The organism is Pantoea sp. S61 (genome assembly GCF_016625145.1).
GTDB lineage: Bacteria > Pseudomonadota > Gammaproteobacteria > Enterobacterales > Enterobacteriaceae > Pantoea > Pantoea rwandensis_B.
The window spans coordinates 47,413-72,547 of record NZ_JACVUO010000008.1 but is presented as its reverse complement, the minus strand read 5'-3'; the positions used below and the strand labels follow the sequence as shown (position 1 = coordinate 72,547).

The window sequence follows — 25,135 nt, the reverse complement described above, 5'->3', positions numbered from 1 at the left end:
CGGTCGATAACAGCGGGAGCCGAAATGCCTCACTCTTTGGAGAACCCATGTTAAAACGAATCAATGTTGTCACCAGCCTGATCGCAGTCTTGCTGGTCTTTGGTGCTTTGCAGTTACTGTCGGGTGGATTGTTCTGGTCTGCCTTACAAAAAGATAAAGAAGCTTTTGCCGTGGCACAGACGTCGACCAACAACGTCGGCGCGATGTCCGATGCCTGGATTGAACTCAACCAGACCCGTACCGTATTAAACCGCGCGATGCTGCGCATGCAGGGTACTGCGGCCGCACAAGCGAATGGCGGCCAGCTTCAGGCGCTGATTGCTCAGACTGAAAAGCAGCTGGATGTCGCGGCGGGCCACTATCAGCGTTACTACGATCTGCCGGGTACGCCAGGCTTGCCGGACGTACTGCGCGATCGCCTGGAAACGGACTACGCCGCCTTTAATGATGGCCTGAAGGCGATGCTGGAACGTTTGAAAGCCAACGATCTGCAGGGCATGTTTGCGCAGAACATTGAAGCTAAACAGGTGAAGATGAAAGCCACCTATGCAGAGTGGCGCACGGCGCAGAGCGCGCTGGCGGCGGAAGGCGTGGCGCAAAACCAGCAAGCGTTCCACATGATGATGTGGCTGCTGGTGATGGTGGCGCTGGTGGTGGTGTTCGTGATTGTCGGCTGCTGGTTCGGTCTGCGTACCGTGCTGATCCAACCGTTGCATCAGCTGCTGGGCCATATCCGCCATATCGCTTCTGGCGATCTGACGCAGAATATTGCCGTCGAAGGGCGTAACGAGATGACCCAACTGGCAGCCAGCCTGCATGAGATGCAGCAGTCGCTGGTGCGTACCGTCAGTCATGTGCGTGATGGCTCGGATGCCATTTTTACCGGCGCGAGCGAAATCTCGGCGGGCAACAACGATCTCTCCGCCCGTACTGAAGAGCAGGCGGCTTCGCTGGAACAGACGGCGGCCAGCATGGAGCAGCTGACGGCGACCGTGAAGCAGAATGCGGAGAACGCCCGTCAGGCATCTCAGCTGGCGCTCAGTGCTTCTGATACCGCACGCAAAGGCGGCGAAGTGGTGGATGGCGTGGTGCGTACCATGAGTGATATTGCCGGTAGTTCGAAGAAAATCGCCGATATCATCAGCGTGATCGATGGCATTGCCTTCCAGACCAATATACTGGCACTGAACGCGGCGGTTGAAGCCGCTCGCGCGGGTGAGCAGGGACGCGGCTTTGCGGTGGTCGCCGGTGAAGTGCGCAATCTGGCACAGCGCAGCGCACAGGCGGCGAAAGAGATTAAAGGTTTAATTGAGGATTCGGTGAATCGGGTTAACAGCGGTTCGCAGCTGGTCGGCACCGCCGGTGAAACCATGAATGATATCGTCGGCGCGGTGACGCGTGTCACCGATATCATGGGCGAAATTGCTTCTGCGTCAGATGAGCAGAGCCGCGGTATCGATCAGGTCGGCCAGGCGGTCACGGAGATGGATCGCGTGACCCAGCAGAATGCCTCGCTGGTGGAAGAATCCGCCGCTGCTGCGGCGTCGCTGGAAGAGCAGGCCAGTCGTTTGAGCCAGTCAGTGGCGGTATTCCGCGTGCCGCGTGCCTCGCCGGCCACTGCGGCGGTGCGCGCGTCACCGAGCGTGCAGCCGGTGCTGAGTACACCGCGCAAAACGGTCACCGCGCCAGTGAGTGACAGCAACTGGGAGACATTTTAAACGTTTTTAACCGGGCGCACGCAGGTGCGTCCGTTCACCTGTCGGCACACGTTAATTTATCCCAGATCCTCCTTAATTCCCGCTGGTCCAACCCGTTGCAGACTACATAAAGATCCCCCTGTGAACGCCGATAACAGGAGCGATCCGCCAACCAATGAGGTGTTTATGTTTAGTCGTATTCGTGTCGTTTCCGGGCTGTTATGTGTGCTGGCACTGTTTGCCTTGCTGCAGCTGTTTTCCGGAGGGATGTTTTTTACCACGGTGAAAGCCGATAAAGAGAATTTTGCTTACAACCAGCGTCTCAGTACGCTGCAGCGGGCGATGGGCACCTCTTGGGTATCGCTGGTTCAGGCGCGTAACACGCTGAACCGTGCAGGGATCCGCTATTTGCTGGACAGCCAGCAGGCTGGCTCAGGCGCAACCGTGAAAGATCTGGTCGCGCTGGCAAGTGAGGAGTTGAAAACCGCTGACCAGGCCTTTGCGGAGTTTAACGCGAATTTGTCTGAGAAGGGCAAAAGCGCAGAGAACGTCAAGACGCTGCAGGCCAACTACAACGCCTTCCGCGGCGGACTCGGCGAGCTGATTGACTTCTTGGGTAACGGGAATTTCAAAGGCTTTGTCGATCAACCTACGCAAGGTATGCAGGATAAATTCGAAAAGGATTACACCGCATGGCTGAACTACAACATCGTGCTGGCTAAACAGGGTATTGATGCCAATGAGAGCGCCTATCAGCACTCCATCATGCTGGTGATCGGCACCTTGCTGGTGACCCTGCTGGTGATTGCGCTGGTGTGGAGCGGTATGCGCAACGTGCTGATTCGTCCGCTGAAACAGAGCATCGACCATATCCGTCATATCGCACGTGGCGATCTGACGCAGCAGATCGATGTCAGTATGCGCAACGAGATGGGCGAACTGCTGACCTCACTGCAGCACATGCAGCAGGAGCTGGCGAATACCGTGCGTACCGTGCGTGATGGTTCAGACGCTATTTACACCGGTGCCAGCGAAATCGCCATGGGTAACAACGATCTCTCTTCACGTACTGAACAGCAGGCCGCTTCTCTGGAAGAGACGGCTGCCAGCATGGAGCAGCTGACCGCGACCGTGAAGCAGAACGCCGAAAACGCCCGTCAGGCATCGCAGCTGGCGCTGACTGCCTCTGAAACCGCGCAGCACGGCGGCAAAGTGGTGGATGGCGTGGTCACCACCATGAAAGAGATCACCGGTAGCTCGAAGAAAATCGCCGACATCATCAGTGTGATCGATGGCATTGCCTTCCAGACCAACATTCTGGCACTCAACGCGGCGGTGGAAGCGGCACGTGCGGGTGAGCAGGGACGTGGCTTTGCGGTGGTGGCGGGCGAGGTGCGGAGTCTGGCACAGCGTAGCGCCCAGGCAGCGAAAGAGATCAAAGGCCTGATCGAAGACTCGGTGAGTCGCGTCAACACCGGTTCGGTGCTGGTGGAGAGCGCAGGCGAAACCATGACCAACATCGTCAACGCCGTCACTCGCGTCACCGACATCATGGGCGAAATCGCCTCGGCGTCGGATGAACAGAGTCGCGGAATCGACCAGGTGGGTCTGGCCGTGAACGAGATGGACCGCGTGACACAGCAGAACGCCGCGCTGGTTGAAGAGTCAGCCACGGCGGCTGCCGCACTGGAAGATCAGGCCAGTCGACTGAAACAGTCAGTTGCGGTGTTCAATATTGGTAAAGAATTTGTCGCTCAGGCCGTTAACGTATCTACAGCGCCAAAAATGTTGCGTCCAGCCGCAGTCAAAGCGCTGGCTCAACCCGCAGGTGCACGTAGCGCGGACGATAACTGGGAAACCTTTTAATCCGTGTGGCCGCCGCAAGGCGGCCCAACTGGCAGCGCAGCAGTAATCGCAGTATCACAATTTAATCAGTTTGTTGCCGGGTGACCTGACATGAAGAAATCGACGTTATTGGATCAAAGTGAAGCGACAACGCTGCTCTCGCAAATGGTGCAGCGCCTGCCGCTCTCAGATACGCATTTTCGTCGTATCAGCCAGCTGATCTATCAACGCGCAGGCATCGTGCTGGCCGATCATAAGCGGGAGATGGTTTACAACCGCTTAGTGCGCCGTTTGCGCACGCTGAACATTGATGATTTTGGTCGCTATCTGGCGTTGCTGGAGCAAGACCAGAACAGTGCAGAGTGGCAGGCGTTTATTAACGCACTGACCACCAATCTGACCTCATTTTTCCGCGAGGCGCACCATTTCCCGATCCTCGCGGATCATGCGCGTAAGCGCAGTGGCAGTTACAGCGTGTGGAGTACTGCCGCCTCAACCGGCGAAGAGCCGTACTCCATCGCCATGACGTTGGCCGAAACGCTGGGCACCGGACCGGGCAAATTCCAGGTCCACGCCAGCGATATTGATACGCAGGTACTGGAAAAAGCCGTGGCGGGGGTGTATCGCCAGGAAGAGCTGCGCACCTTATCGCAATCGCAGCTGCAACGCTTTTTCCTGCGTGGTACTGGCCCGCATGAAGGCATGGTACGCGTACGCTCCGATCTCGCCAGCATGGTGAACTATTCACAGCTGAATTTACTGGCCAACGACTGGGCGTTGCCGGGTCCGTTCGACGCAATTTTCTGTCGCAACGTGATGATCTATTTCGATAAAGAGACGCAGGAAAAAATTCTGCGCCGTTTCGTTCCCCTGCTGAAGCCCGGCGGTGTGCTGTTCGCTGGACACTCAGAGAACTTCAGCCAGATCAGTAAAGAGTTCTGGCTGCGTGGACAGACAGTCTATGGATTGACCAAGGAAAGACGATGAGCAAAATCACCGTGATGTGCGTGGATGACTCCGCGCTAATGCGACAGTTGATGACGGAGATCATCAACAGCCACGCCGATATGGAGATGGTCGCCACCGCGCCCGATCCGTTGGTGGCGCGGGATTTAATCAAGCAGTACAACCCACAGGTGCTGACGCTGGACGTCGAAATGCCGCGTATGGATGGCCTCGACTTCCTGGAGAAGCTGATGCGCCTGCGTCCGATGCCGGTGGTGATGGTGTCATCGCTGACCGGTAAAGGATCGGAAGTGACGCTGCGCGCGCTGGAGCTGGGCGCGGTGGATTTCGTTACCAAGCCGCAGTTGGGGATCCGCGAAGGGATGCTGGCTTACAGCCAGATGATCGCCGATAAAATTCGTGCAGCGGCCCGGGCGAAATTGCATGCGCGCCCTGCGACGCTGGCCCCGGTGACGCTGAAAGCCGGTCCGCTGCTCAGTAGTGAGAAGCTGATTGCGATTGGTTCTTCTACCGGCGGCACGGAGGCGATTCGCCATGTGCTGCAACCGCTGCCGGCGACCAGCCCGGCGCTGCTGATCACTCAGCATATGCCGCCAGGTTTTACCCGCTCGTTTGCCGAGCGCCTGAACAAGCTGTGCCAGATTACCGTGAAAGAAGCGGAAGATGGCGAACGTATTTTGCCCGGCCATGCCTATATCGCGCCGGGTGCCATGCACATGGAGTTGGGCCGTAGCGGCGCTAACTACGTGGTGAAACTGAATGATGGACCGCCAGTGAACCGCCATAAGCCGTCGGTTGACGTGCTGTTCCGGTCCGTGGCGACACACGCAGGACGAAATGCCGTGGGTGTCATCCTCACCGGGATGGGTAACGACGGTGCCGCCGGGATGCTGGAAATGCATCGTGCCGGTGCCTGGACCATCGCGCAGGATGAAGCCAGCTGCGTCGTCTTTGGTATGCCGCGCGAAGCGATTGCGATGGGCGGTGCCAGTGAAGTAGTCGATTTAGGACACATCAGTCAGCACATGCTGGCAAAAATTAGCGCCGGACAGGCATTGCGAATTTAACGAGCCCGTCCTGCCGGACGAGACAACACAGGAGTAGATATGGCTGATAAAAACATGCGCTTTTTGGTGGTGGATGACTTCAATACGATGCGTCGTATCGTCCGCAACCTCTTGAAAGAGCTGGGATTCAACAACGTTGAAGAAGCAGAGGACGGTGTTGATGCACTGACCAAACTGCGTGCGGGTGGTTTTGATTTCGTGGTTTCCGACTGGAACATGCCCAACATGGACGGTCTGGAACTGCTGCAGACCATTCGTGCGGATGCAGCATTGAGCAAACTGCCCGTGCTGATGGTCACCGCCGAAGCGAAAAAAGAGAACATCATTGCAGCCGCCCAGGCCGGTGCCAGCGGTTACGTAGTGAAGCCGTTCACCGCAGCCACGCTGGAAGAAAAGCTGGGTAAAATTTTCGAAAAACTGGGTATGTAAGGAGATGTGATGAGCGACCTTCCGAAACCAACCGAAGAAGCCTCGGCACACGACATTATTACCCGTATCGGCTCGCTGACGCGCATGTTGCGCGACAGCCTGCGCGAATTGGGGTTAGACCAGGCGATTGCCGAAGCGGCGGAAGCGATTCCGGACGCACGTGACCGTCTGGATTACGTGGTGCAGATGACGGCGCAAGCGGCAGAACGCGCACTAAACTGCGTTGAAGCCGCGCAGCCACACCAGGACAAAATGGAAGCCAACGCCAACCAGCTGAAAGGCCGTTGGGATGCGTGGTTTGAAAACCCGATTGAGCTGGCGGATGCACGCGAGTTGGTTTCGGATACGCGCGAATTTCTCAGTGATGTGCCGTCGCATACCTCGTACACCAACAAGCAGCTGCTCGAGATCATGATGGCGCAGGATTTCCAGGACCTGACTGGTCAGGTGATCAAGCGCATGATGGATGTGATCCAGGAGATCGAGCGTCAGTTGCTGATGGTGCTGCTGGAGAATATGCCTGAAGCCAACGCTGCCGCGCGCAAAGACGCCAGCAGCCTGTTGAATGGCCCGCAGATCCATGCCAATGCACCAGGCGTGGTCGCGAACCAGGATCAAGTCGATGATTTGCTGGATAGCTTAGGTTTCTAATCAGCATTGCGGGGGCGGCGAGTTGGCCGCCCCTGAATGAATGCTCAAAATACCGCGCGTTTTTTTGCCTCTTCAATACCTGCCACCAACACCTGTACACCTAACGCTTCAAACGCCGCAATCTGCGCCGACGTAATCCCGCGATCGGTAATCAAATAATGGATTTTGCTCCAGTCACAGGGCAGGGCAAACATCGACACCTTATCGATTTTGCTGGAGTCTGCCACCACAAACACCGTACTGGCGGAGTTGATCATCGCCATCTTCACTTTGATATCCGTCTCGCTGGGGAAGCTCAACCCGAGGCGCGGCGAAATACAGGCGGTGGCGAGAAACAGCTTTTCGGCCAGCACGTTTTCAAAGAAAGAAGCCGCTTTTTCACCGGACGTCGAGAGTGTCGGAAATTTGAAGGTACCGCCCGTCAGCAGGATATTAATCCCCGGTTCGCCCCCCAGCTTCAGCGCAATATTCACCGCCGTGGTGATCACCGATAAACGACGGATATGCCCAATCGCCTCGGCAATGGCGGTGGTGGTGGTGCCGGAATCGAAAATCACCGTATCCCCATTTTCCACATACTGCGCGGCCAGTCGGCCAATGGCTTCTTTCTCATCAAGGTGAGTTTGACGCTCAAGCAGCAGTGCGCCGGTGTTCTGCTTACCGGTCATCAGCGTGGCGCCACCGTGATAACGCTGCACATGCCCGGCTTTTTGCAGCATACGCAAATCGGTGCGGATGGTTGCCTCGGTCAGGCCAAAGGTATCGGTAAGCGCTTTAACCGTGACTGTGCCGTCCTCGCGGATCATCTCCAGGATCTTCTCACGACGCTGCTGCATGTCAGCCAGCTGCTCAGTTTTGCTTTTCAATCGAAATGCTCCCTCTTTCCAATCACGGTCTGGTTTTGGCCATAAGAAAACCCGTGATGATTTTACTCTGCGTGCCAGGGATTTGCGAGGCGGCTCGCACAAAGATGCATTTTCGAATGAAAATAAGATAAAGCCATGCAATTGATTTCACATACACCTGACAGCCGTTATTTCTATATCAAAAAACGCGTTATTTGGTTATTTACTTAAAATACAGAGGGATAAAAATAGTTTAAATCATTTGTATGAAATTTGATCTCACCCACAAACCATTGCGAAACGATAGCTTATATTTTTGTTCGAAAATCAAAGTTACTGCGAACCTATCCGGCCAGAGATAACCAGAGCCGTTGAACATGCACACAGGAGAGAAAGGATGAGTGGGGAATACGATGTCAACCTGCGCTACGGCGTGAATACCGATCTGGACCTCACCGGCAAGGTGGCGGTGGTAACCGGTGGCCTCGGTGGTATTGCCATGGCCAGTAACGCAGTGCTGTTAGAAAAAGGTGCGCGACTGGCCCTGCTTTACCCTCCATTCGAAAGCGACCGCGTCGCAGCTGTGCAGGAACAATTCTCCGCTGACCGCGTGCTGCTGGTGTGCTGTGACGTGACCGATGCTGATTCGGTGGAGGCGGCGTTCGATCACGTCGAACAGCATTACGGGCACATCGATATCCTGGTGAACTGCGCGGGTTATGTGATGTTACAGCCGGTACTGGAAACCGACTTTGCCGAGTGGCAAAAGCAGATCGCCGTTAATCTCACGGGTCCTTTTCTCTGCTCACAAGCGGCGGGCAAACGCATGGTGCGCGCCGGTAAGGGCGGCAAGATCATCAATATCGCGTCACAGGCCGCTTCCATCGCCATTGATAACCACGTGGCCTATACCTCTGCCAAAGCGGGTCTGCTCGGTATGACCAAAGTCATGGCCAAAGAGTTCGCACCACACCGTATCAACGTGAATACCTTGTCACCCACCGTGGTGCTGACGCCGATGGGCGAAAAGGCCTGGCGCGGTGAGAAAGGCGAACAGATGAAAAAACTGATCCCGCTAGGGCGTTTTGCTTACACCGATGAAATTGCCGCTGCCGTGCTGTTCTTCGCCAGCAACGGCAGCGACATGATCACCGGCGCAGATTTAATGATCGATGGCGGCTTCACCATCTGGTAATGCCGCGCCAGCACCAGTACGGCCTCAACCCTGCAATAACAACAAAACAATGAGAGAGCACGAACATGAAAAAACGCACCCTGTTATTCACTGCCATTGCCAGTTGCCTGATCGCCCAATCCAGTTTCGCTGCCGACAAAGGCACCATCATGATTCTGGTGAACTCACTGGATAACCCCTATTACGCTTCCGAAGCCAAAGGCGCCAACCTGAAAGCGCAAGAGCTGGGCTATAAAACCAGCGTGCTGTCGCACGGAGAAGACGTTAAGAAGCAGAGCGAGCTGATCGATGCTGCCATCGGTAAAAAAGTGCAGGGCATTGTGCTGGATAACGCCGACTCCACCGCCAGCGTCGCGGCAATCAAAAAAGCCAAAGATGCGGGTATTCCCGTGGTGCTGATCAACCGTGAGATTCCGGTAGACGATGTGGCGCTGGCGCAGATCACCCACAACAATTTCCAGGCGGGTTCTGATGTGGCCAACGTGTTTGTGGAGAAAATGGGTGAAAAGGGCAGCTATGCCGAATTGACCTGTAACCTCGCTGACAACAACTGCGTCACCCGCTCGAAATCCTTCCACCAGGTGCTGGATCAGTATCCGGATATGAAATCTGTCGCGCGTCAGGATGCGAAAGGCACCTTGATCGATGGCAAACGCATCATGGACAGCATCCTGCAGGCTCATCCTGATGTGAAAGGCGTGATCTGCGGTAACGGCCCAGTGGCGCTGGGTGCAATTGCGGCACTTAAAGCCGCAGGCCGCACCGATGTCACCGTGGTGGGTATCGACGGCAGCAACGACGAGCGTGATGCGGTAGAAAAAGGCGATCTGAAAGCCACGGTGATGTTGCAGGCACAGGCTATTGCTGCGCAGGGCGTGACCGACCTCGACAACTTCATCCAGAAAGGGGTGAAACCAGAGAAGCAGCGCGTGATGTTCCGCGGCATTTTGATCACCCCGGACAATGCTAAAGGTGTGCAGGACTTTAACTACAAGTCGTAATCAATAATCGGTGCGCCTGCACAGCAGGCGCCCAGGAGAATGTGATGCACAAACGACTCTGGTTACTGCTTCCTATCGTGATCCTTAGCGGTTGCCGCATTGTGTCGCAGCAGGAGCTGGCCGACCTGAAAAATCCCCCCAATCCTAAAATGGCCAATATTGCTCAGACCTGGCAGCAGAAACTGGTGCCGCAGATTCAGCACGATGCGAAGCCAGTGGCTGAACTGCTGAATGCGTTGAAGACCGCCAAAGATTTTGACAGCGCCTGTCAAACCTACGGCTACCGCGCACAGGAAGAGAACCCCTGTGTCTTCAGCGTCAAGGTCAGTGGTGAAGTTACGGCGGTGAATACCACTTCACGTAATGGCCGCATGACGGTTAAAGATGTATCAGGCGATAACGTGACGGTGCAGGTCGGTCCGATTTTCCCTGGCACGGTGCTGCGTGATGCCTATAAAGGGGCCAGCTATCAGGACTTCAACGATCAGGTGCTGTTTGGCGACTACAGCCGCGCTATTAATCAGCAGGCAGCCAACATGATGAGCGCCTTTAAGCCCAAAGTCGGCGATAAGGTGCAAATTTCCGGCGTGTTTAGCAGCTTCGATACGCCTGAACAGGTGCCGAATGTCACACCTGCTGCCATTGTGCGGCAGTAAGGAGCGGGTATGCAAAATCCTCAAAGTGACGTGATCATCGAAACCCGTAATGTGTCACGCATTTACCCCGGCGTGACCGCGCTCGATCAGGTGAATTACCGCGTCTATCGCAACAAAGTGAACGTGCTGATTGGCGAAAACGGTGCCGGTAAATCCACCATGATGAAAATGCTGGCAGGCGTGGAAACCCCTTCCTCCGGTGAGATTCTGCTGGACGGCAAAGTGGTGTCGCTCAGTTCCACCCACCAGGCGGAAAAGCACGGTATCAGCATCATCTTTCAGGAACTCAACCTGTTCCCCAACATGAATGTGATGGACAACATCTTTATCGCCAACGAGTTTTTCCAGCGCGGCGTGATCAACGAAAAATATCAGTATGCGCTGGCGAAATCATTGCTGGAGCGGCTGGAACTGGATGTTGACCCTTATGCACAGCTGGGCGAATTGGGCATCGGCCATCAGCAGTTGGTCGAGATCGCCCGGGCGTTGTCCAAAGATACGCGTGTGCTGATCATGGATGAACCCACCAGTGCGCTGAGCCAGTCTGAAGTGAAAGTGCTGTTCAACGTCATTGACCAGCTGAAGCGGCGTGGCGTGACCATCATCTATATCTCACACCGGCTGGAAGAGCTGATGGAAATTGGCGATCACATCACCATTTTTCGTGACGGTCGCTTTATCAGCGAGCGAGAAGTGCGTGACGCTTCGGTTCCCTGGATCATCGAACAGATGGTCGGCGACAAGAAAAAACACTTCGACTATCAGCCCGCGGCTCAGGGCGAAACCGTTTTGCACGTCAACGGCCTGACGGCACTGCATCAGAATGGCGGCTACAAGCTCAATGATGTGTCGTTTTCACTGCGCAAGGGCGAAGTGATCGGCATTTACGGTTTGCTGGGCGCGGGACGCACGGAGTTGTTTAAAGGGCTGATTGGCATGATGCACTGCCAGTCTGGCAGCGTCAGCCTGAATGGCGAAGTGCTGGATAAACGCAATTTCCAGCAGCGGTTAAAGAAAGGCATTGCGCTGGTACCGGAAGATCGACAAACCGAAGGCGTGGTGCAGTTGATGTCCATCACCGCCAACATGACGTTAAGCGATCTCAGCTTGCGCGGTTTTCGCCGTGCGCTGCGCTTACTCAATCCCCACAAAGAGCAGCGTCGCGTCGATGAAATGATTGGTCATCTCGCCATCAAAGTGAGCGATCCGGAACTGCCGATTACCTCACTCAGCGGCGGTAACCAGCAGAAAGTGGTGCTGGGAAAAGCGCTGATGACGGGCCCTCAAGTGGTGTTGCTGGATGAACCCACGCGCGGGATCGATGTGGGGGCCAAAACGGACGTGTACCACCTGATTGGCAATCTCGCACAGCAAGGTCTGGCGGTGATGTTCTCCTCTTCTGAACTGGACGAGGTGATGGCACTGGCCGATCGCATTCTGGTGATGGCCGATGGCCGTATTACCGCCGACTTACCGCGCAGCGCGGCAACGCGAGAAGCGCTGATTAGCGCCTCAACACCGCATGATTAAGCCCGCAGGAGATCAATATATGAACCAGAAATACCTGCTTTATATGTACTTGCTGAAAGCGCGAACCTTTATCGCGTTACTGATCGTGGTCGGCTTTTTCAGCTTTATGGTGCCTAATTTCCTGACCACCTCAAACTTACTGATCATGACGCAGCATGTGGCCATCACCGGGCTGCTGGCCATTGGCATGACGTTGGTGATCCTGACCGGTGGCATCGATCTGTCGGTCGGTGCGGTGGCGGGCATCTGCGGCATGGTGGCGGGGGCTTTGCTCACCAATGGTGTGCCGCTGTGGGGCGGCAACACGCTGTTCTTTAACGTGCCGGAAGTGATTCTGGTGGTGGCGCTGTTTGGCATTGTGCTGGGGTTGATCAACGGCACCGTTGTGACGCGTCTGGGCGTGGCACCCTTTATCTGCACCCTCGGCATGATGTATGTGGCTCGCGGGGCCGCGCTGCTGTTCAACGATGGCAGCACTTACGCCAATCTGGTGGGGATGCCAGCATTGGGCAATACCGGTTTCGCGTTTTTGGGATCGGGCAGTGTGCTTGGTGTCTACATCCCTATCTGGTTGATGATCGGCTTCCTGCTGCTCGGCCTCTATCTGACACGTAAAACCCCGCTGGGGCGTTACATCTATGCCACCGGCGGCAATGAATCTGCGGCACGCCTGGCCGGTGTACCGATCATCAAGGTCAAAGTATTTGTTTATGCCTTCTCCGGTTTATGCGCTGCGCTGGTGGGATTGATCGTGGCGTCTCAGCTGCAAACTGCGCACCCGATGACCGGCAACATGTTCGAAATGGACGCCATCGGCGCGACGGTGTTGGGCGGAACTGCGTTAGCAGGAGGGCGCGGGCGCGTATCAGGTTCGATCATCGGTGCCTTTGTTATCGTGTTCCTCGCCGATGGCATGGTGATGATGGGCGTCAGCGATTTCTGGCAAATGGTGATTAAAGGGCTGGTGATTGTCACCGCCGTAGTAATCGACCAGTTCCAGCAAAAATTACAAAGTAAGGTGGTGCTGCTGCGCAGACATGAAAAAAAGCAGCAATCGGCCGCCATGCCTGAAGCAACGCATGGATAACAGGAGGCAATATGACACGCGATTTTAGTGGAAAAACGGTGGTGATTACCGGCGCATGCCGCGGGATTGGCGCGGGCATTGCCGCACGATTTGCACGCGATGGTGCAAGACTGGTGATGGTGTCCAACGCGGATCGGGTATTCACCACGGCGCGGGCGCTGGAAGAGCAGTTTGGCGGTGAGATTCTGGCGCTGCAGGTGGATGTGACCAATGAAGCCGAAGTGCAGCAGCTTTATCAGCAGGCCGCTGAGCGCTTTGGCACCATTGATGTTTCGATTCAGAACGCTGGCGTGATCACCATCGATCGCTTTGATGCGATGCCGAAAAGCGATTTCGAAAAAATTCTGGCAGTGAACACCACCGGCGTCTGGCTGTGTTGTCGTGAGGCGGCAAAGTACATGGTGAAGCAGGGCAGCGGCAGCCTGATCAACACCTCATCAGGACAGGGGCGGCAGGGCTTTATCTACACGCCACATTATGCGGCCAGCAAAATGGGTGTCATCGGTATTACTCAGAGTCTGGCGCTGGAACTGGCGCCATGGCACATCACCGTCAATGCTTTTTGTCCGGGCATCATCGAAAGTGAGATGTGGGATTACAACGATCGCGTATGGGGAGAAATCCTCAGCAGCGATAAAAAGCAGTATGGCAAAGGCGAGTTGATGGCGGAATGGGTGGAAAATATTCCGTTGAAACGCGCCGGACAGCCGCAAGATGTCGCCGGGCTGGTGGCGTTTCTCGCGTCGGATGATGCGCGCTACATTACCGGTCAAACCATCAACGTGGATGGCGGGCTGATTTTCTCCTAATCGCAGCAGCTGTAAGCGCCTGGCGGGGCTTGACGCAGGGCGCTCTGTGGGGGAGGGGGGAATGCTCGTGAGTTAAAGCCCTATTTGCAAAAGCTGTCGCTGTTAAAAGTGGCAGCTTTTTTCGTGTGGGTTAGCATATTGGAGTGCGGGCCCGAGCACCTCTGCTGCTGCCGGGCTGTCCTCGCGCCGCTGACGCGGTGCCTTCGGCTTCCACGTCGTGCCGGCGGATCGTTCGGGTAAGGCCATCCAGGCCAACCCGAACTGCCAGTCGCCTCCCTGCGCCTGGCTCCTGACCCAACGTAAAAGCCTCAGCGCTGCGGATAGCCCTTGCAGCAGTAGAGATGCTCAGGCCACCACTACCGTGCCCTTTTTCACAATAATCACTGAAGCTTCAGAGCAGGCCAGCCCCTATACGGCGGCAGACTGCGTTATCACCTGTCGCTGAACTGACGAACATTACGCGATGCGGAGCGATTTGGTGATCAAAAGAAAATGGTGCATTTGCTAATCAGGCAATGTCCTAATTCAGCCGGCCTTTTCTGCAAAGTCGGCAGAATGTGTTAGGGTATTCCAGTACAGTTTTGTGAGCCACCTCAAATTCTAAACTGGATAAAAGCCTGTTTTTGCTATGACATCTGTTTTTTCCGCTTTCAAATCACTGCGCATGCTGCCTGCCGCAACCGGGCTGCTTTTCACTGCACCGGCTTTGGCGCTGGTCACTGACACGCACGTTGCTGATGCGCCCTTTAGCGATCCCGAACGCTTCCAGAAAATGGCCAGCGATCTACCCGTACTTGGCTATGAAGACGAGAATGCGGCCTTCAGCAAGAATCTGGCCACCATCGCCAAGAGCATTGGTGAAGCCAGTCAGGACAGCACCAGCGACAACACTTTTGGTCATCAGGCGGGCATCTGGGCGTTTAACCATTTCCGCGATGAAGTGGCGAACCGCGTTGTGGATGAAGGCCAATCCCTGTTGTCGCCTTATGGTAAAGCGCAAATCGATTTTAACGTCGATATGGACGGTAACTTCACCGGCAGTGGCGCTTCGCTACTCACGCCGTGGGCCGATCGCTACCAATACCTGACCTTTAGTGAAGTGGGCTTTCATCAAACGGATGATGGGCTGGTGGGCAATATCGGCTTGGGACAACGCTGGACGGCGGGTAAATGGCTGCTGGGTTACAACGGTTTTGTCGACCGCATGTTTAATAGCGGATTGCAGCGCGCTTCAGTGGGCACCGAAGCGTGGGGCGATTACCTGCGCTTCTCGGCTAACTACTACACGCCACTGTCGGGTTGGCAAAATCGCGATCCTTTCCAGCAGCAGCGTTTAGCACGCGGCTACGATTTCACCACCCAGGGCTATCTGCCTTTCTATCGCCAGCTTTGGATGTCAGTGAGTTGGGAGCAGTATCTGGGCAATGATGTGGATCTGTTTAGCAGCGGCAATACCTATCACAATCCCTCGGCGCTGACCTTTGGTGTCTCCTACACGCCTGTGCCGTTGGTCACACTCTCTGCCAGCCACAAAACCAGTAATGAAGGTGAAAGTCAGGATCAGCTGGGTTTGCATCTAAACTACCGTTTCGGCGTGCCGCTGAGCCAGCAGTTGAGTGCCGATAACGTGGCAGAAGCGCGTTCGCTGCGTGGCAGTCGTTATGACATGGTCACCCGCAACACTACGCCGGTGGTGGAATATCGTCAGCGCAAAACTTTATCCGTGTTCCTCGCTACGCCGCCATGGCAATTAAACGGCGGTGAAAGTCTGCCGCTGAAATTGCAAATCCGTAATGCCAATCCGATCACTAAAGTGGTCTGGCAGGGCGACACTCAGGCACTGAGCTTAACGCCGGGTGCGAATCCTAACGATCCGCAAGGATGGAGCATTATTATGCCCACGTGGAACAGCGCATCTGACGCCACCAACAGTTATCGCCTGTCTGTGACGCTGGAAGACAGCAAGGGCAGCCGGGTGACCTCCAACTGGATTACGCTGCAATTACAGGAACCGTTTAGCATCAATTCCGGAGAGGATAATCGTTTCGATTTGCTGGCGCCTTAAAACGGTCATCGACGAAATTCATGCCACTTCACTGCATGAACCCGGTAACATAGCGGCTTATTGTCAGGAATGGGTTCTTATTGCATGCCTTCAATTCCGGTTCCGCTGGTTACGCTACTGGTGCTGCTGATTTTAATCGTGACCTTAGCGGCGAACGATAAGCAACGCCACCAAACCACGCTGTTATTTCTGGTCGTCTGCTCACTGTTACTGGCGGTGGGAGCATTACGTTGGATCTTGCCGTCAACGCCACTCATGGCTTTGCGCGTGTTATTGGCAACGCTGCTTCCAGCGCTGGCCTGGTACTGTTTCAGCCCGCATACGACTCAGAACTATTCACGCTGGAAAATCGTCCCGCCCGCGCTGGCCATCATCATTATGCAGTGCTGGCCACCAACCATTGATAGCGTGCTATTTGTGCTCTACATCGGATACGGGGCAGCGTTGATTTTTCTGGGCTTAGGCGGTGGGGATCGATTAAGCGATGCGCGCATCAGCGAAGTCGGGCTGGCGGCAAAAATGGCTCTTACCGCCGGTGTATTTCTTTGCTTCTCTGGTATGACAGATTTGCTGGTGGCGCTCGAATTCACTTTGCATCAGGGCAAGCTTGTGCCGCAAATCATCGCGATAATGCAAAGTTTAATGCTGCCTTTACTTAGCCTGGCGATTGTATTTGCAGCACGTACTCGCCCCCGGGAAGTGAGTATTGAGACAGTACTGCCCGATTCTTCTCCGTTGCAGACGCCTGAGCAGGCAGCTTTGTGCCTGCAACTGGAAAATCGACTGCGGCAGGATGACCTGTTCCTTAATACACAACTCACGTTGAATCTATTGGCGCGCAAAGCCGGTATTCCCTCGCGTCACATCTCGCGTGCGATCAATGCGACTTACCACTGTAATGTTTCTCAATGGATAAATGGTTTTCGCATCGCTCATGCGCAGCAGTTGCTCCGAAGCAGTTCACTGCCGGTTACGGAGGTGATGCTGGCTTCAGGATTCACCACCAAATCAAATTTCAATCGCGAGTTTCTCCGCATCAGCGGGCAGACGCCGAGTGCATTTCGTCAGCAGGCCGGTTCAATGCCGCGCTCAGAAAATGCGTGATACGGGCGATTAACTCCTGATGAATATCGGCACGGCTCCGGCTGCCTTGATCCTGGCAAATGATGCCATCGCCAGGGGAAAACTGTTCAATCAACTCAGCAGCATGGGGTTTACAGCGCTGCATAAAACTAAAGTGGGTTGCGCCGCTGATACGTGAAAACGGTGTCTGTTGCGGCGGAAGATACTGCGCCAGATAGCCGGATTCCAGTGAGGCGGGAAGTTCAACACTGTCTTGTTCTGCGGATAATACCAGCACTGGCACAGAAATCCTTGCCAAACTATCTGGCGTGAATCCGCGCGCCAGACCCAGATCGAGCGATATAGCCGCTTTGATGTGGGGGCTACCTAATTGAGCATTTAATAAAGAAGCGGTATTCGTGTTGCTGATACCCAAAGTCTCAATCAATTGACAGTCTGATAGCGGCGCGTGGTTCTGGCAATCCTGAACAAATCTGTTTGACGAAAACCGGGCACCGATTAACTCCATTACTGTCCACCCTCCAAGTGAGTGGCCTATGGCGGCGATGCGCAATGGATCAACTTTTCCTGCCAGGTGTTCGTCTGCCAATAATCGGTCCAGTACCCGGCTGATATCATCTGGACGCAGCCAAAGTTTCCGGGCAGTAGCAGGATCGCGATTCTCAGTTGTTGTACCGGGATGATTGGGGGCAGCGACGATATATCCCTGCACAGTGAGTGCATGCGCCAACCAGTTGAGGTTACGCCAGCTACCGCCATAGCCGTGAGACAGAAGGACTAAAGGATGCTGTCCGGGACGAGGCGTTGCATTGCGTAAAACCGACTCACCATAGAACGCTGGGTTCTCACCCACATCTTCTAAGACGCCCGTGGCTGCAGTGGGATACCAAAAAGCAACATTGAGCGGACGATTGCCCTGGCTATCAAGTGTTATCTGACGAAAGCCCGTAGCTGCCTGTGCAAGCGATGCACACATCATCAGCATAAGTGCACAAATACAAAATCGAATCATTAGCGTGTTCTCCATGAGTGTAAAATCATGAAGAGTAATAACGGAAACAGTCAGTTATCGCGTCCTCAATCACGATTGAGTACCTGTATAACGACAATAAAAAAGGGCAGCTTGCGCTGCCCTTTGCTCATACCCAGCCGACACTAGCCGGTATGCAATGAGGGATACTCACTTAGAACTGATACACCAGACCAACAGCAGTTACGTCGTCAGTGTTGATGTTCAACGCGTTATTATCTTTCAACAGGTTGATTTTATACTCTGCATAAGCAGACATGTTCTTGTTGAAGTAGTAAGTCACGCCAACGGCTACGTATTTGAACAGGTCAGTATCACCCACATTGTTCTCGACATCTTTCGCGCGAGAAGACACATAGCCCAGTGAAGGACGCAGGCCATTCAGGAACTGATACTGTGCAACGGCTTCAAAGTTAACCGCTTTGTTAGCGAAACCGTTATTACCGATCGGCGTCGCGTTCTGCGTTTCGCCATAGATGGTCGCCAGGTAAATCTGGTTGGCATCGTATTTCAGACCGGCTGCCCAGCTCTGCGCTTTATCGCCACGGCCGTAGGTTGCGGTGTTCTGTGCAGTGACACGATCGAGGTTCGCATAAGCACCAACAATGCTCAGGCCAAAATCGAAATCATAGGAGGTTGACAACGCAAAGCCGTCACCATTCGAACGACGTACCGCCAGGTTGCTGGCAGTTGCGCTGTCAGAGCGCTCGTTTTTGCCTTCATACTGCGCGGCAAAGTTCCAGCCTTTCACCAGACCGAAGAAATCTTTGTTACGCCAGGTCAGCACACCGGTAGAACGGCCTGACAAGAACGCATCGGTGTAACCTGAATCACCACCAAAGTACGGCAGCATATCGGTGTAGCCCAGTACGTCGTACACCAGACCGTAGTTACGGCCGTAGTCGATTGAACCGAACTGAGCAATTTTCAGACCCGCAAAGCCCAGACGGGTTTTGTTGCCTGAGTTAGCATCGCTGCCTTCAGAGTTGCTCAGGCTGTACTGGTATTGCCACTGACCATAGCCGGTCAGCTGGTCATTAATTTTGGTTTCGCCTTTAAAGCCCAGGCGGGTATAGGAAGAGACTTCACCGTTTGCGCTGTCGTTATCAGAGAACAGATGCGAAACGTTGATTTTGCCGGTCAGGTCCAGTTTGTTGCCATCTTTGTTATAGATTTCGGCGGCCTGAGCCGAAGAAAGTCCCAGCAGTAAAGGCATCACTGCTGCCAGTAAGGAGCGCTTCATCATTTATAATTTACCCTGTGATATTTTTTAATTGTATCCCCGTCATCGGGGTGAAAAGAAAATGACACAAAAGGTTCAAGATCAACAGTGCAATATATGTAACTAAATATTTCCGATTGGCTTTTTGTGTGATTTTTAATCTTAACTTCCATTATATGGGATTTTACATTGGATAAACTTATCCCAATATCAATATGTATCGCATCAATATAAATAGATAACTCATTGTTTTATATTGGTATTAATAAAATTAAAGAAAAGTAAATCACCCTGTTTCTATGATGGTTAAATAGCACAAGCCTATGCATTATTGTTCAATAACAAATATATAAAACCACCTAATCATTAGCATGGTAATTATCTGGTTAATCTCTTTGTGTCTTTTTATTTCTGCAATGATAATAACCTTAGTCACTAAACGTCGTTTAACTTACGTTTAATTAAGGCGTTGTTCAAAATGCAGCCAAATATGCAAAGAGATTGTTAAACAGGAGCGAGTGAGTGCCACCTCTACTTGCCGATTTGGATGCACATTTCCTGCACATCCGCGCACCATAAATGCACAAGTTGCCCTAAAACAGGGCGGACGCCGCGACTTTTTGGCGAAATATTTGCTGTGCGATCACAAAAGCGCTATTTCATTTTGTGAATGCATAAATCTGCTAAATAAATAGCTGCTCTCCTCTCTCCATCAGACTGATATTCACTTTTTATGCAGTTAATGTGAATGGTGACCTAATCTAACTCATTGATATTGCGTTGCTCAAACCCATTTATGCATTTTTTCCGCTAGCTGGCACGCTTACTGCACTCTACAGTAGTGCTGCGACACAACGGATTTTTACAATTTTGAAACAATAGCTTCACTTAGCTGGAGCAGGAGAAATGGCTATGTCACTGCAGGTTTCACGTCACGATTTTGATCAATGGATGATGCCGGTATATGCCCCCGCAGCTTTTGTACCGGTGCGTGCTGAAGGCTCAACGCTCTGGGATCAGCAAGGTAAGGATTACATCGACTTTGCAGGTGGCATCGCGGTTAATGCATTGGGACATGCGCATCCCGCTTTGCAACAGGCTCTGACAGAGCAGGCCGGTAAGCTATGGCACACCGGCAATGGCTATACCAACGAACCTATTTTACGCCTGGCTAAACAGCTCATTGACGCCACCTTTGCCGATCGCGTGTTCTTCTGTAACTCCGGGGCAGAGGCTAATGAGGCAGCACTGAAACTGGCGCGTAAAGTCGCGCACGATCGTTTTGGCGCCGAGAAAAATGGCATCGTGGCCTTCAATAATGCTTTCCACGGACGCACGCTATTTACTGTTTCAGCGGGTGGTCAACCGGCTTATTCACGTGATTTTGCGCCGTTACCCCCGGCGATTGAACATGCCAGCTTCAACGATTTGGCCTCTGCCGCAGCACTGATCAATGACCAAACCTGTGCCGTTATTGTTGAACCGATTCAGGGTGAGGGCGGTGTTGTACCGGCCGATCCGGCTTTCCTGCGCGGCCTGCGTGAACTGTGCGACAAACATCAGGCGACGTTGATATTCGATGAAGTGCAGAGCGGCGTGGGGCGTACCGGTTCGCTGTATGCCTACATGCACTATGGCGTGACGCCTGACGTGCTGACCACCGCCAAAGCGCTGGGTGGTGGCTTCCCGATCGGCGCGATGCTGACACGTGAAGATCTGGCGCTGGTGATGGGCGTGGGCACCCATGGCACCACCTACGGCGGTAACCCGCTGGCAGGTGCCGTCGCCGGTAAAGTGATGGAGTTGATTAACCAACCCGACTTTATGGCGGGTGTCACAGAGCGCCATCAGTGGTTTGTCGCGGCATTACAAGAGATGAACCAGCGCCTGCCGATCTTTAAAGAAGTTCGCGGTCTTGGGCTGTTGATTGGAGCCGTACTGAATGAAGATTTTGCCGGGAAAGCGAAGCAGTTCAACCTGGCGGCGGCGGAAGAGGGCGTCATGGTGCTGATTGCCGGTGCTAACGTGGTGCGTTTCGCGCCCGCGCTCAATATCAGTGAAGCGGAAGTGAAAGAGGGGCTGGCGCGCTTTGAACGTGCCTGTGCTCGCGTGCTCAAAGGAGCTGCATCATGATGGTGATTCGCCCCGTCGAACGTGACGACCTTGCGCAGTTGCTGTCGCTGGCGGGCAAAACCGGGGGCGGCTTAACCTCGCTGCCCGCCGATAGCGATACACTGAAAGCGCGTATTGAGCGTTCTCTGCTCACCTGGCAGGGCGCGCTCTCGCGTGCTGAACAAGGCTATGTGTTTGTACTGGCCGATAGCGCAGACAATCGTGCTGTTGGGATCTGTGCCATTGAAGTGGCCGTGGGCCTGCAAGACCCGTGGTACAACTTCCGGGTGGGCACGCAGGTACACGCCTCGAAAGAGTTAAACGTCTACGCCAGCTTGCCAACGCTGTCGTTAAGTAACGATCATACCGGCAGCAGCGAGCTGTGCACGCTGTTCCTCGATCCCGATTATCGCGATGGAAAAAATGGCCATCTGCTGTCGAAATCCCGCTTCCTGTTTATGGCTAATTTCCGCGATCGCTTTATGAAGCACGTGGTGGCTGAGATGCGCGGTGTCAGTGATGACGCCGGGCATTCCCCGTTCTGGGACAGCGTCGGCAGCCGTTTCTTCTCCATGGAGTTTCGTGAAGCCGATTTCCTCAGCGGCACCGGGCAGAAAGCCTTTATTGCCGAGCTGATGCCAAAACATCCGCTGTATATCCATTATCTCAGTGAAGCGGCGCAGAAAGTGATTGGCGAAGTGCATCCGAAAACGGCACCCGCGCGCGCCGTGCTGGAAGCGGAAGGGTTCCGTTATCTCAATTACGTCGACATCTTTGACGGCGGCCCAACGCTGGAGTGCGAAATTGATCGCATTCGCGCCATCCGTAAAAGTCACCTGCTTCAGGCCGAAGCCGGGGAAGCCGATGACAGCTGGCCGCTGTGTCTGGTCGCCAACGGTGATTACCAGCATTTCCGCGTGGCGCTGCTGCCCGTGGATATGGCGAGCGGAAAAGTCCGCATCAATGAACATCAGCGCACGGCGTTGCGCTGCGATTATGGCGATGCATTGCGTGTGGTCACGCTGTGCCGCGAGGAGAAAAAAGCATGACGCACTTCATTAATGGTCAATGGCTGACGGGCGGCGCTGAAGCGTTAACCAAACAAAACCCGGTGAACGGTGAAACGTTATGGCAGGGACGGGCAGCGACCGGTGCACAGGTGGTGGCGGCTTGCGAAGCGGCGCGTGCGTCCTTTCCCGCCTGGGCACGCAAGCCTTTCGCGGAACGTCAGGCGATAGTGGAAGCCTTCGCCAAATTACTCGAGAGCCACAAAACTGCACTGGCAGAAAGTATCGCCAAAGAAACCGGTAAACCCCGTTGGGAAACTCTGACCGAAGTGCAGGCGATGATCAATAAAATCGCCATCTCGGTAAAAGCCTACCACACGCGTACCGGAGAACAGGCCGAGGGTGAAAGTTCGTTGCGCCATCGCCCGCACGGCGTACTCGCAGTGTTTGGTCCCTACAATTTTCCTGGCCATCTGCCGAACGGACATATCGTTCCCGCGCTGCTGGCGGGCAACTGTGTCGTGTTCAAACCGAGTGAGCTTACGCCGATGACGGCGGAAAAAACCGTTGAGCTGTGGGAGCAAGCTGGGCTGCCAGCGGGTGTGATCGCGCTATTGCAGGGCGCGCGCGAAACCGGCCAGGCACTGGCGCATGAGCCACAAATCGATGGCTTGCTGTTTACCGGCAGTGCCGCAACAGGCTATCACCTGCATCGCCAGTTTGCCGGTCAGCCTGAGAAAATGCTGGCGCTGGAGATGGGCGGTAACAATGCGCTGATCGTCGAGGACCCCTCAGACCTTGATGGCGCAGTGCACATCGCGATTCAGTCTGCCTTTATTACAGCCGGGCAGCGCTGCACCTGTGCGCGTCGTCTGCTGGTGAAACGCGGAGCAGCAGGCGATGCCTTCCTGCAGCGTTTGGTGGAAGTGACCGCTCGTCTGCAGCCTGCCGCCTGGAATGCTGAACCGCAGCCCTTTATGGGCAGCGTGATTTCACCTGCCGCCGCTGGACATATTTACGCCGCCTGGCAGCAGCGTATCGATCTGGGCGGCAAGGTGTTGCTGGCGATGCACTGGCCGGATCGCGACAGCGCCATTATCACTCCCGGTATCATTGAGATGACGGACGTGGCGAAACTGCCCGACGAAGAGGTGTTTGGTCCGCTGCTGCAGGTCATCCGCTACGATGAGTACGATCAGGCGATTCGCCTCGCCAACCAGACGCGCTATGGCCTCTCCTGCGGTTTGATTTCTCCGCAGCGTGCGCAGTTTGACCAACTGCTACTGGAAGCGCGTGCCGGGATTGTTAACTGGAACAAACCGTTAACCGGTGCCGCCAGCTCAGCGCCGTTTGGCGGTGTAGGTGCGTCCGGTAATCATCGCGCCAGTGCATGGTATGCCGCAGATTACTGCGCGTGGCCGATGGCTTCTTTGGAGAGCCCGAGCCTGGCCTTACCGGGCAGCTTATCGCCGGGACTGGATTTCTCCGCGGAAGGAGCTGAATAATGAAAGCGTTTGAAGCCAATTTTGACGGTCTGGTCGGCCTGACGCATCATTACGCCGGGCTCTCATTTGGTAATGAAGCCTCAACGCGTAATCAGCTGCAGCCTTCTAATCCACGTCTGGCGGCGAAACAGGGCCTGTTGAAAATGAAAGCGCTGGCGGACATGGGCTATGTGCAAGGGGTGATTCCGCCGCATGAGCGGCCGAATATCCCGCTGCTGCGCCAGTTGGGTTTTGCTGGCACTGACGAACAGGTGCTGGAGAAAGCCGCCCGGCAGGCACCGCAATTGTTGTCTGCGGCCAGTTCTGCCTCGGCAATGTGGGTGGCGAATGCTGCCACCGTTTCGCCTTCAGCCGACAGTGCCGATGGTCGCGTGCACTTTACCGTGGCTAACCTTAACAATAAATTCCACCGCGCCATCGAAGCGCCGGAAACGGCCGACTTGCTGCGCGCCATTTTCCGCGATCCGCAACATTTCAGCGTGCATGATGCTTTGCCGCAGGTGGCGCTGTTTGGCGATGAAGGTGCCGCCAACCATAACCGCTTTGGTGCGGAGTATGGCGATGCGGGTGTTCAGCTGTTTGTTTATGGTCGTGATGGACAACAGCAGGGCGCTGCACCGGCACGTTATCCGGCACGTCAGACGCGGGAAGCCAGTGCCGCGGTGGCGCGCCTGCATCAGCTCGACGACGACCGCACGCTATTTGCTCAGCAAAACCCGCTGGTGATCGATCAGGGCGTGTTCCACAACGATGTCATCGCCGTCAGCAACCAACAGGTGCTGTTCTGCCATGAAGAGGCGTTTGTCGATCAGCCGGCGTTACTACAACAGCTGGCTGCGCGCGTGCCCGGCTTCCAGCCGATTGTGGTGCCGCGCGATAAAGTGTCAGTGGCCGACGCGGTGAATACCTATCTGTTTAACAGCCAGCTGTTGCAGCATCCTGAAGGTGGGATGCGACTGGTACTGCCCGAAGAGTCACGCCAGCATGCGGGCGTGTGGCGCTATTTGAGTGAGCTGGTGGAGAGCGGCGGACCGATTCGTGAGCTCACGGTGTTCGATCTGCGTGAGAGTATGTGCAATGGCGGTGGGCCAGCCTGTCTGCGTTTGCGGGTGGTGCTCAATGAAGCAGAGCGTCAGGCCCTCAATCCAGCGGTACTAATGAACGATCGCCTATTCACCACCCTGAACAGTTGGGTCGATCGCCACTACCGTGATCGCCTGACCCAAGCCGATTTGGCCGATCCACAGTTACTGCGTGAAGGACGCACCGCGCTGGATGAGCTGACGCAGCTGCTAGACTTAGGCAGTGTCTACGCATTTCAGCGTTAACCTCA

21 protein-coding genes are annotated in these 25,135 nt (G+C 54.8%); 18 read left to right on the top strand and 3 right to left on the bottom strand.

The window, feature by feature from the left end; all coding sequences use genetic code 11:
- Window positions 1–47 precede the first annotated feature (47 nt).
- The 6 genes from IAE30_RS16210 to cheZ all read left to right on the top strand — a co-directional run bounded on the left by IAE30_RS16210 (window position 48) and on the right by cheZ (window position 6,655).
- Window positions 48–1,718 (top strand): methyl-accepting chemotaxis protein, encoded by a 1,671-nt coding sequence (locus IAE30_RS16210; protein ID WP_200680389.1) that lies wholly within the window; start codon window positions 48–50, stop codon window positions 1,716–1,718.
- A gap of 165 nt (window positions 1,719–1,883) precedes the next feature.
- The gene (locus tag IAE30_RS16205; RefSeq protein WP_200680388.1) at window positions 1,884–3,563 is read left to right on the top strand and encodes a methyl-accepting chemotaxis protein; all 1,680 of its coding nucleotides are present in this window, start codon (window positions 1,884–1,886) and stop codon (window positions 3,561–3,563) included.
- Window positions 3,564–3,653: 90 nt separating this feature from the next.
- A complete protein-coding gene (cheR, locus tag IAE30_RS16200) occupies window positions 3,654–4,529 on the top strand; it encodes a protein-glutamate O-methyltransferase CheR (RefSeq protein ID WP_034821825.1) in 876 nt (291 codons plus the stop codon).
- On the top strand, window positions 4,526–5,575 hold the full coding sequence (locus tag IAE30_RS16195; protein WP_038647406.1) for a chemotaxis response regulator protein-glutamate methylesterase: 1,050 nt from the start codon (window positions 4,526–4,528) through the stop codon (window positions 5,573–5,575). Before cheR ends, IAE30_RS16195 begins: the two co-directional genes overlap by 4 nt.
- Window positions 5,576–5,614: 39 nt before the next feature.
- Entirely contained in the window at window positions 5,615–6,004 is a 390-nt protein-coding gene (cheY, locus tag IAE30_RS16190) for a chemotaxis response regulator CheY (protein WP_007892562.1), read from the top strand.
- 9 nt (window positions 6,005–6,013) lie between these two features.
- The gene (gene cheZ, locus IAE30_RS16185; protein ID WP_045813945.1) at window positions 6,014–6,655 is read left to right on the top strand and encodes a protein phosphatase CheZ; all 642 of its coding nucleotides are present in this window, start codon (window positions 6,014–6,016) and stop codon (window positions 6,653–6,655) included.
- A 44-nt stretch (window positions 6,656–6,699) separates the two neighbouring features.
- Here cheZ and IAE30_RS16180 read toward each other — a convergent pair whose 3' ends face one another.
- The gene (locus tag IAE30_RS16180) at window positions 6,700–7,521 is read right to left on the bottom strand and encodes a DeoR/GlpR family DNA-binding transcription regulator (protein ID WP_038647401.1); all 822 of its coding nucleotides are present in this window, start codon (window positions 7,519–7,521) and stop codon (window positions 6,700–6,702) included.
- 376 nt (window positions 7,522–7,897) lie between these two features.
- Here IAE30_RS16180 and IAE30_RS16175 point away from each other — a divergent pair, with 376 nt between their 5' ends.
- The 8 genes from IAE30_RS16175 (at window position 7,898) to IAE30_RS16140 (ending at window position 16,947) form a co-directional block, all read left to right on the top strand.
- Window positions 7,898–8,695, top strand: a complete 798-nt coding sequence (locus IAE30_RS16175) for a GolD/DthD family dehydrogenase (protein ID WP_038647399.1) — start codon at window positions 7,898–7,900, stop codon at window positions 8,693–8,695.
- 65 nt (window positions 8,696–8,760) lie between these two features.
- Window positions 8,761–9,696, top strand: a complete 936-nt coding sequence (locus IAE30_RS16170; RefSeq protein WP_038647397.1) for a D-ribose ABC transporter substrate-binding protein — start codon at window positions 8,761–8,763, stop codon at window positions 9,694–9,696.
- A 44-nt stretch (window positions 9,697–9,740) separates the two neighbouring features.
- Entirely contained in the window at window positions 9,741–10,352 is a 612-nt protein-coding gene (locus IAE30_RS16165; protein ID WP_200680387.1) for a DUF2291 family protein, read from the top strand.
- A 9-nt stretch (window positions 10,353–10,361) separates the two neighbouring features.
- Entirely contained in the window at window positions 10,362–11,882 is a 1,521-nt protein-coding gene (locus IAE30_RS16160; RefSeq protein ID WP_200680386.1) for a sugar ABC transporter ATP-binding protein, read from the top strand.
- A 19-nt stretch (window positions 11,883–11,901) separates the two neighbouring features.
- On the top strand, window positions 11,902–12,969 hold the full coding sequence (locus tag IAE30_RS16155; protein ID WP_200680385.1) for an ABC transporter permease: 1,068 nt from the start codon (window positions 11,902–11,904) through the stop codon (window positions 12,967–12,969).
- An 11-nt stretch (window positions 12,970–12,980) separates the two neighbouring features.
- The gene (locus IAE30_RS16150; RefSeq protein ID WP_038647391.1) at window positions 12,981–13,778 is read left to right on the top strand and encodes a glucose 1-dehydrogenase; all 798 of its coding nucleotides are present in this window, start codon (window positions 12,981–12,983) and stop codon (window positions 13,776–13,778) included.
- Window positions 13,779–14,406: 628 nt separating this feature from the next.
- The gene (locus tag IAE30_RS16145) at window positions 14,407–15,843 is read left to right on the top strand and encodes a YchO/YchP family invasin (RefSeq protein WP_200680384.1); all 1,437 of its coding nucleotides are present in this window, start codon (window positions 14,407–14,409) and stop codon (window positions 15,841–15,843) included.
- 84 nt (window positions 15,844–15,927) lie between these two features.
- Window positions 15,928–16,947, top strand: a complete 1,020-nt coding sequence (locus IAE30_RS16140) for an AraC family transcriptional regulator (protein ID WP_038647389.1) — start codon at window positions 15,928–15,930, stop codon at window positions 16,945–16,947.
- On the opposite strand, the gene IAE30_RS16135 is transcribed toward IAE30_RS16140, so the two are convergent.
- Window positions 16,880–17,953 (bottom strand): alpha/beta fold hydrolase, encoded by a 1,074-nt coding sequence (locus IAE30_RS16135; RefSeq protein ID WP_234472778.1) that lies wholly within the window; start codon window positions 17,951–17,953, stop codon window positions 16,880–16,882. The two genes, IAE30_RS16140 and IAE30_RS16135, sit on opposite strands and share 68 nt — an antisense overlap.
- Before the next feature lie 157 nt (window positions 17,954–18,110).
- A complete protein-coding gene (locus tag IAE30_RS16130; protein ID WP_038647379.1) occupies window positions 18,111–19,202 on the bottom strand; it encodes a porin in 1,092 nt (363 codons plus the stop codon).
- A gap of 888 nt (window positions 19,203–20,090) precedes the next feature.
- Here IAE30_RS16130 and IAE30_RS16125 point away from each other — a divergent pair.
- The 4 genes from IAE30_RS16125 to astB are packed head-to-tail and all read left to right on the top strand — an operon-like array spanning window position 20,091 to window position 25,130.
- A complete protein-coding gene (locus IAE30_RS16125; protein ID WP_200680383.1) occupies window positions 20,091–21,311 on the top strand; it encodes an aspartate aminotransferase family protein in 1,221 nt (406 codons plus the stop codon).
- Window positions 21,308–22,339: an arginine N-succinyltransferase gene (gene astA / locus IAE30_RS16120; protein ID WP_045834231.1), complete on the top strand. Its 1,032-nt coding sequence runs from the start codon at window positions 21,308–21,310 to the stop codon at window positions 22,337–22,339. Before IAE30_RS16125 ends, astA begins: the two co-directional genes overlap by 4 nt.
- Window positions 22,336–23,802, top strand: a complete 1,467-nt coding sequence (gene astD / locus IAE30_RS16115) for a succinylglutamate-semialdehyde dehydrogenase (protein ID WP_200680381.1) — start codon at window positions 22,336–22,338, stop codon at window positions 23,800–23,802. The genes astA and astD overlap by 4 nt, the downstream gene beginning before the upstream one ends.
- Window positions 23,802–25,130 carry an N-succinylarginine dihydrolase gene (astB, locus tag IAE30_RS16110; protein ID WP_200680379.1) on the top strand — a complete coding sequence of 443 codons (1,329 nt, stop codon included), beginning with the start codon at window positions 23,802–23,804 and terminating at the stop codon, window positions 25,128–25,130. The genes astD and astB overlap by 1 nt, the downstream gene beginning before the upstream one ends.
- The last annotated feature ends 5 nt before the right edge of the window (window positions 25,131–25,135 follow it).